Origin of the sequence: Agrobacterium sp. CNPSo 2736 (assembly GCF_004005385.1) — a bacterium.
In the GTDB taxonomy this organism is placed as follows: domain Bacteria; phylum Pseudomonadota; class Alphaproteobacteria; order Rhizobiales; family Rhizobiaceae; genus Agrobacterium; species Agrobacterium leguminum.
In genome coordinates this window covers 279938-292948 of sequence record NZ_RZTX01000001.1, presented here as the reverse complement: position 1 = coordinate 292948, position 13011 = coordinate 279938, and the positions used below count along the sequence as shown (strand labels likewise).

Genomic DNA, 13011 nt, shown 5'->3' with positions numbered 1-13011 from the left:
TTTGACAGGTCGCCTGACGGGAAAACGCGCCATTGTTTTTGGTGCAGGATCATCTGGTCCGGGTTTCGGCAATGGCAAGGCTGCGGCCGTGCAATTTGCCCGCGAAGGCGCGCGCGTGGCCTGTGTCGACCTCTCCGCCGACGCGGCAGAGGAAACCGCGCAGATTATTCGCGCCGAAGGTTTCGAGGCGATTGCGGTTGCGGCCGATGTCACGGAACTCTATTCCGTATCAGCCACGGTTGCGCGGACCTGCGAGGTCTTCGGCGGCATCGATATTCTGCACAACAATGTCGGCGTGACCCATATGGGCGGCCCGGTCGAGCTGGATGAGGAACGCTTTCGCGCCTCGGTCGATCTCAATATCGGCTCCGTTTATCGCACCGCAAAGGCAGTGTTGCCGGTGATGCTGGCGCAGGGCGGCGGGGCCATCGTCAACATCTCCTCGCTCGCCTCCATTCGCTGGACCGGCTATCCCTATTTTGCCTATTACGCCATGAAAGCCGCCGTAAACCAGGCAACCGTGGCGCTGGCCATGCAATATGCCCGCCAGGGCATTCGCGCCAATTGCGTTCTGCCCGGAATGATCGACACGCCGCTGATCTACAAACAGATCAGCAATCAATATGCCTCCGTCGAGGATATGGTGGCGGCGCGCAATGCCGCGGTCCCGGTCGGCCGCATGGGCGATGCCTTCGATATCGCCCGCGCGGCAGTCTTTCTGGCATCCGATGAAGCCAAGTTCATCACCGGCATCTGCCTGCCGGTCGATGGCGGGCAAAGCTGTGCGGTGGGAGCGTTTTCCTGATATGGCCACGATGATCCCGACAGAAAGCGACCTGACAGGCGCGCGCGCGGTAGACCGGGCGCTGGGACTTCTATCAATGGTGGGGCGTCATGCCGAACGCGGTGTGGCGCTTTCGGTCATCGTCACCGAAAGCGGGCTGAACAAGCCCACGGCCCGCCGCCTGCTGCTGGCGCTGATCCGCGCCGGCCTGGTGGAGCAGGATGAGGAAACGCGGCGTTATTATCTGGGCGAGGAAGCCTATGTGCTGGGTAGTCTGTCATCGCGCCGTTTCGGCTTGCTGCAGATGGCCCAGGACAGTCTGACGCGCATTTCCCGCCGGACAGAGGATTCGAGCTTCCTTTCCGTGCGCCGCGATACATTTGCATTGTGCCTCTATCGCGAAGAAGGCACCTGGCCGGTGCGCACCCACGCGCTTCAGGCCGGTTTCGAGCACCCGCTGGGCATTGGCGCGGGATCGCTCGCCATGCTGGCGGCGCTGCCCGATGCCGAGGTCGAAAGCGTCATTGCCGCCAATAGCGGGCTGATTGCCGCGAACTATCCCGGCATCACGCTGGACGGGCTGCGCCGCGATGTCGAATTGACGAGAACCAATGGTTATTCGCTCAATCCGGGTCTGATCCTCTCCAATTCCTGGGGTATCGGCGTTGCCATCCGAACACCGGATGGCGCTGTGGCGGGGGCGTTGAGCATTGCCGCCGTCGACAGCCGCATGCGACCGGAGCGCCAGCCGGAACTGGCGGCCCTGCTGCGCGAGGAAGTGACGCGCATCGAAACACGCATTGCGGAAATGATGGCCAGCCGCGCCCGCACGCGCGGCGAAGGCGATGCAAAACGGCAAACAAGGAGAACGAGCAAATGAGCAAAGCGCAGATCGTCGGCTGGGCGCATTCGCCTTTCGGCAAATCGACCCTTGAAAATACCGAGCAACTGATGGCTTCGGTCGTGGTGCCAGCCATAGACCATGCCGGCGTCGATGTCGGCGATATAGACGGCATTTTCGTCGGCGTCATGAATAACGGTTTCTCGAAACAGGATTTTCAGGGCGCGCTGGTGGCCATGGGCGATGAGCGCCTCGCCTATACGCCCGCAGTGCGTTTCGAGAATGCCTGCTCGACGGGATCGGCCGCCCTTTACAGCGCCATGGATTTCATCGAGGCCGGGCGTGGACGCATCGCGCTCGTTGTCGGCGCCGAAAAAATGACGGCGCTGCCAACCGCCGAGGTGGGTGAAATCCTGCTATCCGCCTGCTACCGCGCTGAGGAAGCCGATATTTCCGGCGGCTTTGCCGGCCAGTTCGGACGTATCGCTGAGGCCTATTTCCAGCGCTATGGCGATCGCTCGGAAGAACTGGCGATGATCGCCGCCAAGAACCACGCCAATGGCGCGGTCAATCCCTATGCCCATATGCGCAAGGATTTCGGCTTCGATTTCTGCAATACGGTATCGGAGAAGAACCCTTATGTCGCTGGCCCCCTGCGCCGCACCGACTGCTCGTTGATTTCCGATGGCGCTGCCGCCATCGTTCTGGCCGACGAGGAAACCGCGGCGACACTCAACCGGGCCATCGGTTTCAGGGGCCGCAAGCATGTCAATGACATTCTGGCGCTCAGCCGCCGCGATCCGCTGGCCTTCGAGGGCGCGCGCCGCGCCTGGGCAGGTTCGCTGGAACTCGCAGGCGCAACGCTCGACGACCTTTCCTTCGTCGAAACTCATGATTGCTTCACCATTGCCGAACTCATTGAATATGAGGCGATGGGATTGGCGAAGCCCGGTGAAGGCCACCGGGTGGTGCGCGAAGGCACGGCCCTGAAAACCGGTCGCCTGCCGATCAACCCCTCCGGCGGGCTGAAATCCAAGGGGCATCCGGTCGGGGCAACCGGGGTCTCCATGCACGTCATGGCGGCGATGCAATTGATGGGTGAAGCGGGCGACATGCAGATCCCCGATGCCTCGCTCGCCGGTGTTTTCAACATGGGGGGAACTGCGGTTGCCAACTATGTCTCGATCATGGAGCGCGTGAAATGACGATACATCCTCCGGGCGGGGTTGCGCCTTCGACCACGCGGGTCATGAATCTTGCGCATTTCCTGACCCAGGCAGCGCGCCGAAACCCCGCCGACATCGGCTTCGTATGGGGTGACAAGAGCTGGACATGGGCTGAAATGGACGCCCGCGTCGATGCCATGGCGCTGGCGCTGGTAACCGAATTCGGCGTCAGGAAAGGTGACCGCATTCTGGTGCAGTCTTCCAACAACAACCAGATGTTCGAATCCATGTTCGCCTGCTTCCGCGTGGGCGCGGTGTGGGTGCCGACCAATTATCGCCAGTCGCCCGATGAGGTGGCCTATCTCGCAAAAGCCAGCGGCGCACGCGGCATGATCTGCGCCAGCGCTTTTCCCGAGCATGCGAAGGCCAGCCGTGAGGCGACCGCGATCGATTTCACCATCGCCATTGGCACGGCCGAATTCGGCGAGGACTACGATACCATCGTGGCCCGTCATCTGGGCCAGAAAGTCAAAAGCCAGGCGGTGGATCGGGACGATCCCTGCTGGTTCTTCTTCACCTCCGGCACGACGGGTCGACCGAAGGCGGCGGTACTGACCCATGGCCAGATGGCCTTCGTCATCACCAACCATCTTTGTGATCTGATGCCCGGCACCGGACCGGGCGACGCTTCCATCGTCGTTGCGCCGCTTTCCCATGGCGCGGGCATTCACCAGCTGGTGCAGGTGGCGCATGGGGCAAAAACGGTGCTTCCGGCTGCGGAAAAACTCGATGTGCCTGCGGTGTGGGCGCTGATCGAGAAATGGCGCATCACCAATGCCTTCACCGTGCCCACCATTCTGAAAATGCTGATCGAAGACCCTTCCGTGGATCGTTTCGATCATTCCTCGCTGCGCTACGTCATCTATGCCGGTGCGCCCATGTATCGCACCGATCAGAAACGGGCGCTTGCCAAGCTCGGCCCGGTGCTGGTGCAATATTTCGGCCTTGGCGAAGTGACAGGCAACATCACCGTGCTGCCGCCCTCCTTCCACGCCGCCGAGGACGGCCCGGAGGCGCGGATCGGCACCTGCGGCTTCGATCGCACCGGCATGGAAGTGCAAATCCAGAACGATGCGGGCGAGGAGCTTCAGGCCGGTGAAACCGGCGAAATCTGCGTGATCGGCCCTGCTGTTTTCGCCGGTTATTACGATAATCCCGACGCCAATGCCAAAGCCTTCCGCAACGGCTGGTTCCGCACCGGCGATCTTGGCCACCGCGATGAGAACGGTTTCGTCTACATCACCGGCCGCGCCTCCGACATGTATATTTCCGGCGGCTCGAACATCTATCCGCGTGAGATCGAGGAAAAAATCCTCATGCACCCGGATATCAGCGAGACAGCGGTTCTGGGCGTGCCGGACGCGGTTTGGGGCGAGGTCGGCGTCGCTGTCTGCGTGGCGCGGGAGGGCGCGGATATCGCCGGCATCGACCTGAAAGCCTATCTCGACGGCAAGATGGCCCGTTACAAGCTGCCGAAAGCCGTCGTGTTCTGGGATGCGATGCCGAAATCCGCCTATGGCAAGATCACCAAGAAGATGATCCGCGAGGAGCTGGAAAAGCGCGGCCAGATGCCGGTTTTCGAGGAAAAACTGACCGGCTGAAGGCTGTAACGCATAACCGGGAGGAGACGGTATGACACAGAGAGAGATGAAAGGCGCTGTCGCCATCACCGGCGGCGCATCGGGTATCGGCTTTTCCACGGCGCAGCTGTTGCTGGCGCGCGGCTGGCAGCCATGGCTACTGGATCTCAAACGTGAGGCGCTGGATGCGGCCTGCGAAAAACTCGGCATCGATGCTTCGCGCGGCATCGTCTGCAACGTGGCGGATGAGGCTTCGATAGAAGAGGCTTTCGCCGCCTTGACGGCAGGCGGCGCCGATCGTGCCGTTGATCTGGTGGCCGTCGTCAACAGTGCCGGCATCGGCATCGACAAGCTTTCCGTCGACACCAGCGTGGAGGAATTCCGTCGTATCGTTGACGTTAATCTCGTCGGCAGCTTCGCCGTGGCCCGCGCCGCCGCGCGTTACTGGCTGGACCGCGCAATTTCCGGTTCGATCGTCAATATCAGCTCGGTCTCCGGCATGTGCGGCAATCGTGGCCGCAGCGCCTATGGCGCTTCAAAGGGCGGCGTCAATCTTCTGACGATGGTTATGGCAAACGAGCTCGGGCAATCGGGCATTCGCGTCAATGCGATTGCGCCCGGCCCCGTCGATACCCCCCTCACCCAGGCGGTTCATACGGAGAATGTTCGCAGCCAGTGGCACAGCCGCGTTCCCATGCACCGCTATGGCAGGACGGACGAGATTGCCTCTGCCGTGGCTTTCCTTGTGTCGGAGGACGCGAGCTACATCAACGGACAGGTGCTGGCCGTGGACGGCGGCTTCATTACCGCAGGGCTTGCGGTATGACGACAATGCCCCCGGAGGGGCTTCCGCGCAGCATCGCCCATCCGGGGCCGGCAATACCCGAACGCTTCCGCGTCGTCGGCTGCCACGCCCACCCGGTCACGCTGAATGCCAAACCCGGTGTCTGCGTCAACGAAGCGATTGCAGAGGCCTTTGTCGAACAGGGTTTCGATGGCGGTTATGTCAGACTGAAAAACGTGCCGATGAAGCGGTTGCACTATGTGATGCCCGCAGCCGCACCCGATGACGCCCATGCCGCCTGGTATAGCGAAACATTCTCCATGCCGGGAGGCACGATCATCGATGCCGGCCTGCATATGGGGCGGCGCGACGGTCGGCCGTTCCTGCACTGCCATGGTTCGTGGAAAAGTACCGAAGGCGTTCTATCCATGGGCCACCTGCTGCCCTTGGAGTCCGAATTTGCCGGGGAAACGCCGCTTGAGGCGCTGGCACTGGATGGTGCAATTCTGGACGTGCAAAAGGATGCGGAAACCAATTTCCCCCTCTTCACGCCCATCGCGCAACCGCGCAACCGGAAGGATGCAGGGCTCCGGGCGCTGCTATGCACAGTGCGGCCCAATACCGATATCTGCACGGCGCTTGAAGCCGCCTGCAGACAATTCGACCTGCGGGAGGCCGAGGTCAATGGCATCGGCAGCCTGATCGGCGCGGATTATGAAGACGGAACAAGCCTCACCGCCTATGCCAGCGAAATCCTCATCCGCAATGGCCACATCCACCCCTCCGCCACAGGTGGCGAACGGGCAATGCTGGATATTGCGATGGTCGATCTTACCACGCAGATCAGCGGCGGGCGGCTGGTGCGCGGCAAAAACCCGGTCTGCGTCACTTTCGAGCTGCTTTTGACCGAAAGACAGGGGGCGGCCGCATGAGTTGCGCCGTGCAACTCCACCGCCCGCCTTACCATACCTCACGCCGCCTGCGGCTTTTCCGCAGGCAACCATTCTTCCAGCGTCACCTCGAAGGTCATGCACACGGGGTTGGCGCCGGCGATGAAGGGACCGCCGTAAACCGCGCCATCGGTATCGGCAACAACGCCGGTCAGCGCGGCGCGCAGGGAACCATCGGGCTGGGCGCGTACCTCACCGGCAATCGAAACGATCTCAACGGCAGGACCGCTTATCTGCAAAAACGCGCCGCTGCGGGTGCCGAGGCACGCATCCACCAGACTGCCCAGCGCGCCGCGCACGAAGGCGTTGCGGAAACCTTCCGCCAGACACAGTTTCTCGACGCCGAGCACGAGGTCTTCATTGGGCGCGATGCGGGCATAGGCCACGCGGCCCATGGAGCCGGATTCGACAGTGTTATGCGTGTTCATCGGCGCGCTCCGTGCGGTTCCTGGGTTGAAGAAGGGGGATATTGGTTTCGGGATCGAAGGACTGCTGCAGCACGAAACTGTCGAGCGAGGTCACAAGTGCGGAAATGCCGCCTTCTCCGACGATACAGGATTCCGTCAGCAAATGGCCGCCTTTGACCACGCCCGCCGCAGTCCGCATGGCGGCATGGCAATGCACGATCGGCTCGCCCTTCATGCTCCGCCCCAGCGTGGCGTTGCCGAAAACCAGCCAGGCCGCCCCGGCATCGATGGGTTTCGTATAGGCGATGACCGCCTTGCCGGAAGGATCGGGTGGAGCCACGCAATAGGACAGGATATCGAAATAACCGCCGAGAATGGTCAAAGAGGCATTTTCAATGCCGTTTTCGGCCAAAGACCGCACGATGCCATCGTAGAGGCTGCACCCCGGCGCGATGAACAGCCGCATATGACGCGCAGACGGAGAGCGCAGGCTGTTGATACGCACCGGCGAAGAAATACCGGGGTGTATCAGCGTTCTCGGCCTTGGAAAATGCTGTTGCTGTGTGGGTGCCATGCCTGCTCCTCCCTGCTGCCTGTACCTTGCAGTACGGTACTCAAAGACCAGCCAAAGGTGCTTTCAAATGGCACCGCCAAAGCGCCCTTCGGAAAATACTTCTTTCGCGAGCGACCCCACGGACGGCAGATTTTTTTGCAATATATTTCAGGGAGGCCTGCATGACGAAGCCGCTGGACAGAATTGACCGCAAGATATTGCGGGCCCTGCTGGAGAACGGCAGGCTGAGCAATACGGAGCTATCGGAGAAGGTGGGGCTGTCGCCCAGCCCTTGCTGGCAGCGCGTCAAGCGGCTGGAAGACGAAGGGGTCATTCGCGGCTATACCGCCATTCTCGATCAGGCCCATCTGGGACTGACCGAGACGGTGATCATCGAGGTCATGCTGGAACGTCACGACGATGAGGTTCTGGAACGTTTCGGTAAAGCCATGGCCGCTCTTCCCGAAGTGCTGGAAGCCTATCTGACAACCGGCGAATATGATTATCTCATCAAGGTGGCGGTGGCGGGAACCGCGGGCTACGAGCAGTTTCTGCGCCGCAAGCTTTACAAGATCGAGGGTGTACGCCATTCCCGCTCCTGTTTCGCACTTAAATGCCTCAAGCACACATTGTCAGTCGTGCCCGATGCCGAGCCTCCATCTGGCTGAATGGGTCTGACCGGGGACAGGAATGGTACGGTGGAGAGGTTTTTGCACTTTGCCAGCCTTTGAAACCATTCCGACGGGCGGCTTTTTCGTTACGGGCGCAGAAGCAGCGTCACCGACCAGATGACAAAGGCGGCAACCGCGATCTTCCAGCAATCGCCTCTTTTTTTCAGGCCCGGCAGACCAAGCGGCCGGATGATCTGGACCACCATGGCCAGCAGTAAAAAAAGGCCGATCGCCTTCGTCATTTATTGAGCCTTTTCTTTATTTCTGCATCGTCACAGGCTGGACATTTTTACCGTTCACCAGAAGAGTGCAACTCATTCGGGTAACGCCCGTCCTATGACCTGTCCGACCGTCCGTCCGAACGCATGAGAGTGTTTTCATGAGCAGAAATCTTCTACCCGTATTCGCTCTTTTATCCAGCACTCTGTTTCTTTTTCTCGGCAACGGCCTTCAGGGCCTCGTGCTGCCGGTGCGTGGTTCGGCGGAAGGTTACTCCAATGAAATTCTCGGCTTTCTGGGCACCTCCTGGGCGGCGGGATTCGTCGTCGGCTGCTTTGTCGCGCCTGCCATCGTGCGCCGCGCCGGTCATGTGCGGGCATTCGGGTCCTTCGTAGCGCTGGTGTGCCTGACGGTGCTGATGACCGGCCTTATCATCGACGACACCTCATGGATCGCGCTGCGCGCGCTTACCGGTTTCTGCACGGCCGGAACCTCGATGATCATCGAAAGCTGGCTGAACGAGCGCGCCACCAATGAAAGTCGTGGCATGATCTTCTCGCTTTATATCGCCATTACGCTGCTCGGCGTCGTGGCGGGGCAGATGATCGTGCCGATGGGCGATATCAGCAATACCTCGCTGTTCATGATCTGCGGCATCATCTATTGCATCGCCATTCTGCCGGCGACGCTTTCGAAAGCGGCGAGCCCACAGCCGTTGCAGAAAGTGAAGCTGGATCTGCCGGCCCTTTACCGCAACTCACCGGTTTCCTTCATCGGCATTCTGATGATCGGCATTGCCAACGGCGCTTACGGTACGCTCGGCGCCGTCTTCGGTGCGCGGGCAGGGCTGGACCCGACCATGATCGCCATCATGGTGTCCGTCACGATTTTCGTCGGTGCGCTGGCGCAATTTCCCGCAGGCCGGCTTTCAGACAGGATAGACCGCCGCTATGTGCTGGCCGGGCTGGCCGGGCTTGGCGCTGTCGCCGGCCTGGCTGTCGCGGTGGTCCAGCCGCATGATGTCTATGTGCTGATTTCCATGATCGCCATTTATGGCGCCGCCGCCAATGCGCTCTATCCCATCGCCGTAGCCCATGCCAACGACTTCGCCGCATCGGAAGACTTCGTCAAGGTTTCCGGTGGTCTGCTGCTGCTTTACGGCATCGGCACCATCATCGGCCCGACGCTCGGCGGCGCGATCATGACCCATTTCGGCCCCTATGCGCTGTTTCTGGTGACGGCTGTGGCGCATCTGCTCATCACCGCCTATGCCATCATCAGAAGCCGCCGGCGCGCTGCCCTTTCGACCGAGGAAAAAGACAATTTCTCGACGATGATGCCAACGACGCCCTCACCGCTCGTCACGCCGGAAAGTATTGCGCTTGACCCGCGCGCGCCGCAATATCCAGGCGACGATGGCGACTATGTGGAAAAAGGAGCAGGCATATGAGCCTCTTTGACGATGACCGCCCGCAAAAACCGGCAGCGCATGAGATCGGTGGCGATCTCAGCCTTCTTTCCGTGGACGAGCTGAGCAGCCGTATCGATCTTCTGCAAGCCGAAATCACCCGACTCGAAGAGGAGAGGACACGAAAATCCGCCGGAAGGCAGGCGGCGGAAAATCTCTTCCGATCCTGATGCGCACTGCAGAATAGACACACGACTGCACTTCCGCTGCCGTAAGCTACGGCGCAGCCAGCGCCCGAAAATGAATATTACGGGGCAGTCTTTCGTTTACCATTAACCAAAAATTAAGCTTTCTGAGAGATTACTATACATGTCCAGTTCTTCTGGACCTCAGGCATCTTCTCCATACGGCGAATTGGTCTGATTTTTCTCCCTGTTTTACCTTGAGAGCCGCTTTCGCGGCTCTTTTTTTGCCGCTTGCCGGTTTCCGTAAAACTGTGGGTATTAACCCTTCTTTAATAATTGCCTTGCGCATTTCAGGTAAAGATACCATCCTGAAAACACTAAAGGCCGGAACAAAATATCCGGGTCGTCGTTGCCTGACAGTGTGGTGCGTGAGCAGGGATTTAAAGAAAATGTCGGAACAGGTTTTAAATACCATAAGCTTTGCGGGTCGCGCGGCTGCTTCCAACCAGTTCAAGACCCTCTATACCGAAGGCATGACCTTGGTTGAGGAAACGGCAAGTTATCTCGACGGCGCCGGCCGCGCCGCCTCCAAGGTGCTGCCGCGCATGGCCTCGGTGCTTTATGCGGCGGAATCGATGCGCCTCACCACCCGTCTGATGCAGATGGCCTCCTGGCTGCTTCTGCAGCGCGCCGTCAACAACGGCGAAATGACCCGCGATCAGGTTCTGAGCGAAAAGAACAAGGTGCGACTCGACAGCTTCAACGTCGACCGCAACGCGCCCGGCTGGAACGACCTGCCGGAATCCTTCCGCGACCTCATCGAGCGCTCGCTGCGTCTCCAGAACCGCATCGCCCTGCTCGACCGCGAAATCTATCGCCCGTCCGAAGCCGCCAAGGTTCCGGACAATGAAAACAGCGTGCAGGCGCAGCTCAACCTTCTGCGCACGGCTTTCTCGATCAACTGAGAAAAGACGACCTTATCCGGACAATTTGAAAAGCAGGCTCACCGGCCTGCTTTTTTCTTTGCGTGCTACGCGGGCGCGAGCGCCATCGCAGAAAAATGGCAACAAAAAAGCCCGGAAAAACCGGGCTTTTTTAAACGATCCGTCCGCAAGAGGATCAGAGGCCGAGGCCGCCGAAACGCTTGTTGAACTTGGAAACGCGACCACCGCGGTCCATAAGCTGCTGGTTGCCGCCCGTCCATGCCGGATGGGACTTGGGGTCGATTTCAAGGTTCATGACGGCGCCTTCCGAACCCCAGGTAGAGCGGGTTTCGTATTCGGTGCCATCGGTCATGACCACCTTGATCGTGTGATAATCGGGATGGATATCAGCCTTCATGACAATCTTCCTGGTTAAGTGACGTGCGGTCCATTTGCCGCAATTGCGTCAACTGAGCCATTTCAATAAATGAAGCCATAGACCAGATGGGCTATGGCTTCCCAATTCGATGCGGAGCCTATACATGAAGGTCGCCCAGATAACAAGAGCCTGCTATCCCCTTGTGAAAGGAGATGGCCAAAGAGGCGGGAATTTTACCGCACACCGGAAATTCACCCGCAAAAAGCCCAAAAACGGCAGGGAATGAGGAGCATAGAGGACGTGGCAGACATTGACGAGCAGAAAGCGGCGAAACAAAGAAGCCTGAAGCCGCTTCTTGGCCTGTTTCCCTATCTCCGGCGTTATCGCGGCCTGATGGCGGCCGCCCTTTTCGCTCTCGTGCTTTCTTCCGCCACGACACTTGCCCTGCCGCTTGCCGTTCGCCGCATTATCGATCACGGTTTCCAGACGCCGGATGGCGGCATGATCAACAGCTATTTCGCCATGCTTCTGGCGATTGCCGTTGTCCTCGCTCTCGCCAGCGCCATGCGTTATTATTACGTCATGACCATCGGCGAAAGGGTCGTCGCCGATCTGCGCCGCGATGTCTTTGCCCATCTCACCACCCTGTCGCAGCAGTTTTTCGATAGCAATCGATCGGGCGAACTCACCTCGCGGCTAACCGCCGATACCGTGCAGATTCGCTCGGCTTTTGGCTCGTCCGCCTCGGTGGCGCTGCGCAACATCATCATGTGCTGCGGCGCGGTGGCAATGATGATCTATACCAGCCCCGGCCTTTCCGGCCTTGCGCTGCTTGCCATTCCCTTCATCGTTTTTCCGCTGATCGCCTTCGGGCGCTCGGTTCGCGCCCGCTCCCGCACCACGCAGGACACATTGGCCAATTCCGCCGCCTATGCTTCCGAGACAATCGCGGCGAGCCGCACCGTGCAGTCCTTTAATGCCGAGGTGCTGGCAAATGCCCGTTATGGCGCCTCCGTGGAAGCCGCCTATCAGGGCGCACGCGCCGCCATCGGCGCCCGCTCCATCCTCACCGCCGTCGCCATTGCGCTGGTCTTCGGCAGCGTCGTCGGCATTCTCTGGTATGGCGCGCAAAGCGTCCTCTCCGGCGGCATGACGGCCGGTACGCTCGGTCAGTTCGTGCTTTATTCGGTCATCGCGGCAAGCGGTCTCGGTCAGCTCTCGGAAGTCTGGGGTGAACTGGCGCAGGCGGGTGGCGCGGCGGAACGGCTTTCCGAACTGCTGAACGAGCACTCGCCCGTCGCGGAACCCACATCGCCCGTCGCCATGCCGCGGCCGCCGCGCGGCGAGGCGGAATTCGAGAATGTCGATTTCGTCTATCCGCTCGCGACAGGACGGCCGATCGTTTCCGGCCTCTCCTTCAAGGTCAGCGCCGGCGAAACCGTCGCCATCGTCGGACCTTCCGGTGCCGGCAAGAGCACGGTCTTTTCGCTGCTGATGCGCTTTTACGATCCGCAGCAGGGCCGCATCACCGTCGATGGCACGGATATTCGCGAGGTCACCCTTGCCGATCTGCGCGCGCGCCTGTCCATCGTTCCGCAGGATGTGGCGATATTCGCCTCCTCCATCCACGACAATATCGCCTTTGGCCGACCTGACGCGACACGCGAGGAAGTGCGCGCCGCCGCCATCGCCGCACAGGCCGACAGCTTCATCGAACGTCTCACCGAAGGATATGATACGCAGGTGGGTGAACGCGGCGTGACGCTTTCCGGCGGCCAGCGCCAGCGCATCGCCATTGCCCGCGCCATTCTGCGCAATGCGCCAATTCTGCTGCTAGACGAAGCCACCTCGGCGCTGGATGCGGAAAGCGAAACGCTGGTTCAGAAGGCGCTCGATGAGCTGATGAAAACTCGCACCACCATCGTCATCGCCCATCGCCTCGCCACCGTTTTGAAAGCGGACCGTATTCTGGTGATGGATGAAGGCCGCATCATCGAAGAAGGCACGCATCAGAGCCTCATTCGCCAGAACGGCCTTTATGCGCGGCTTGCCCGGCTGCAATTCCAGACCGGGCCGGACGAATTGCGCGCCCAGGCCTAGA

General features: G+C 60.4%; 15 protein-coding genes. 11 read left to right on the top strand and 4 right to left on the bottom strand.

Going from position 1 to position 13011, the window contains the following annotated elements; genetic code table 11:
• Position 1: 1 nt before the first annotated feature.
• Genes EM858_RS01320 through EM858_RS01295 form a run of 6 tightly spaced genes read left to right on the top strand, consistent with a single transcriptional unit; the run spans position 2 to position 6147 of the window.
• Positions 2–805, top strand: a complete 804-nt coding sequence (locus EM858_RS01320) for an SDR family oxidoreductase (RefSeq protein WP_164865265.1) — start codon at positions 2–4, stop codon at positions 803–805.
• Between the two features lies 1 nt (position 806).
• Entirely contained in the window at positions 807–1664 is an 858-nt protein-coding gene (locus EM858_RS01315; protein WP_127755561.1) for an IclR family transcriptional regulator, read from the top strand.
• On the top strand, positions 1661–2830 hold the full coding sequence (locus EM858_RS01310) for an acetyl-CoA acetyltransferase (protein WP_127755560.1): 1170 nt from the start codon (positions 1661–1663) through the stop codon (positions 2828–2830). The genes EM858_RS01315 and EM858_RS01310 overlap by 4 nt, the downstream gene beginning before the upstream one ends.
• Positions 2827–4452: an acyl-CoA synthetase gene (locus EM858_RS01305; protein WP_127755559.1), complete on the top strand. Its 1626-nt coding sequence runs from the start codon at positions 2827–2829 to the stop codon at positions 4450–4452. Before EM858_RS01310 ends, EM858_RS01305 begins: the two co-directional genes overlap by 4 nt.
• Positions 4453–4483: 31 nt before the next feature.
• Positions 4484–5257, top strand: coding sequence for an SDR family NAD(P)-dependent oxidoreductase (locus EM858_RS01300; RefSeq protein ID WP_127755558.1), 774 nt, complete (start codon positions 4484–4486; stop codon positions 5255–5257).
• Entirely contained in the window at positions 5254–6147 is an 894-nt protein-coding gene (locus EM858_RS01295) for a DUF296 domain-containing protein (protein WP_127755557.1), read from the top strand. Before EM858_RS01300 ends, EM858_RS01295 begins: the two co-directional genes overlap by 4 nt.
• A gap of 38 nt (positions 6148–6185) precedes the next feature.
• On the opposite strand, the gene EM858_RS01290 is transcribed toward EM858_RS01295, so the two are convergent.
• Entirely contained in the window at positions 6186–6593 is a 408-nt protein-coding gene (locus EM858_RS01290) for a PPC domain-containing DNA-binding protein (protein ID WP_003520351.1), read from the bottom strand.
• The gene (locus tag EM858_RS01285) at positions 6580–7146 is read right to left on the bottom strand and encodes a DUF296 domain-containing protein (RefSeq protein ID WP_127755556.1); all 567 of its coding nucleotides are present in this window, start codon (positions 7144–7146) and stop codon (positions 6580–6582) included. The genes EM858_RS01290 and EM858_RS01285 overlap by 14 nt, the downstream gene beginning before the upstream one ends.
• A 161-nt stretch (positions 7147–7307) precedes the next feature.
• Between EM858_RS01285 and EM858_RS01280 the strand changes: the two genes are divergently transcribed.
• Positions 7308–7793, top strand: a complete 486-nt coding sequence (locus EM858_RS01280; RefSeq protein WP_059755818.1) for an Lrp/AsnC family transcriptional regulator — start codon at positions 7308–7310, stop codon at positions 7791–7793.
• 89 nt (positions 7794–7882) lie between these two features.
• On the opposite strand, the gene EM858_RS27020 is transcribed toward EM858_RS01280, so the two are convergent.
• Positions 7883–8038: a hypothetical protein gene (locus EM858_RS27020; protein ID WP_003520354.1), complete on the bottom strand. Its 156-nt coding sequence runs from the start codon at positions 8036–8038 to the stop codon at positions 7883–7885.
• Positions 8039–8175: 137 nt separating this feature from the next.
• On the opposite strand from EM858_RS27020, the gene EM858_RS01275 reads away from it, so the two are divergent.
• The 3 genes from EM858_RS01275 (at position 8176) to EM858_RS01265 (ending at position 10573) form a co-directional block, all read left to right on the top strand.
• Entirely contained in the window at positions 8176–9465 is a 1290-nt protein-coding gene (locus EM858_RS01275; RefSeq protein WP_035262904.1) for an MFS transporter, read from the top strand.
• On the top strand, positions 9462–9653 hold the full coding sequence (locus tag EM858_RS01270; protein WP_003506186.1) for a DUF1192 domain-containing protein: 192 nt from the start codon (positions 9462–9464) through the stop codon (positions 9651–9653). The genes EM858_RS01275 and EM858_RS01270 overlap by 4 nt, the downstream gene beginning before the upstream one ends.
• A gap of 404 nt (positions 9654–10057) precedes the next feature.
• Complete coding sequence (locus EM858_RS01265) at positions 10058–10573, top strand: DUF1465 family protein (protein WP_003506184.1); 516 nt, start codon at positions 10058–10060, stop codon at positions 10571–10573.
• A gap of 154 nt (positions 10574–10727) precedes the next feature.
• On the opposite strand, the gene rpmE is transcribed toward EM858_RS01265, so the two are convergent.
• Positions 10728–10949, bottom strand: a complete 222-nt coding sequence (gene rpmE / locus EM858_RS01260; protein WP_003497640.1) for a 50S ribosomal protein L31 — start codon at positions 10947–10949, stop codon at positions 10728–10730.
• A 261-nt stretch (positions 10950–11210) separates the two neighbouring features.
• Between rpmE and EM858_RS01255 the strand changes: the two genes are divergently transcribed.
• Positions 11211–13010, top strand: a complete 1800-nt coding sequence (locus EM858_RS01255) for an ABC transporter transmembrane domain-containing protein (RefSeq protein ID WP_127755555.1) — start codon at positions 11211–11213, stop codon at positions 13008–13010.
• The last annotated feature ends 1 nt before the right edge of the window (position 13011 follow it).

Coding starts and splice junctions, on each gene's coding strand:
- EM858_RS01315 (WP_127755561.1), top strand. CDS start 807: ATGGCCACGATGATCCCGACAGAAAGCGACCTGACAGGCGCGCGCGCG.
- EM858_RS01310 (WP_127755560.1), top strand. CDS start 1,661: ATGAGCAAAGCGCAGATCGTCGGCTGGGCGCATTCGCCTTTCGGCAAA.
- EM858_RS01305 (WP_127755559.1), top strand. CDS start 2,827: ATGACGATACATCCTCCGGGCGGGGTTGCGCCTTCGACCACGCGGGTC.
- EM858_RS01300 (WP_127755558.1), top strand. CDS start 4,484: ATGACACAGAGAGAGATGAAAGGCGCTGTCGCCATCACCGGCGGCGCA.
- EM858_RS01295 (WP_127755557.1), top strand. CDS start 5,254: ATGACGACAATGCCCCCGGAGGGGCTTCCGCGCAGCATCGCCCATCCG.
- EM858_RS01290 (WP_003520351.1), bottom strand. CDS start 6,593: ATGAACACGCATAACACTGTCGAATCCGGCTCCATGGGCCGCGTGGCC.
- EM858_RS01285 (WP_127755556.1), bottom strand. CDS start 7,146: ATGGCACCCACACAGCAACAGCATTTTCCAAGGCCGAGAACGCTGATA.
- EM858_RS01280 (WP_059755818.1), top strand. CDS start 7,308: ATGACGAAGCCGCTGGACAGAATTGACCGCAAGATATTGCGGGCCCTG.
- EM858_RS27020 (WP_003520354.1), bottom strand. CDS start 8,038: ATGACGAAGGCGATCGGCCTTTTTTTACTGCTGGCCATGGTGGTCCAG.
- EM858_RS01275 (WP_035262904.1), top strand. CDS start 8,176: ATGAGCAGAAATCTTCTACCCGTATTCGCTCTTTTATCCAGCACTCTG.
- EM858_RS01270 (WP_003506186.1), top strand. CDS start 9,462: ATGAGCCTCTTTGACGATGACCGCCCGCAAAAACCGGCAGCGCATGAG.
- EM858_RS01265 (WP_003506184.1), top strand. CDS start 10,058: ATGTCGGAACAGGTTTTAAATACCATAAGCTTTGCGGGTCGCGCGGCT.
- rpmE (WP_003497640.1), bottom strand. CDS start 10,949: ATGAAGGCTGATATCCATCCCGATTATCACACGATCAAGGTGGTCATG.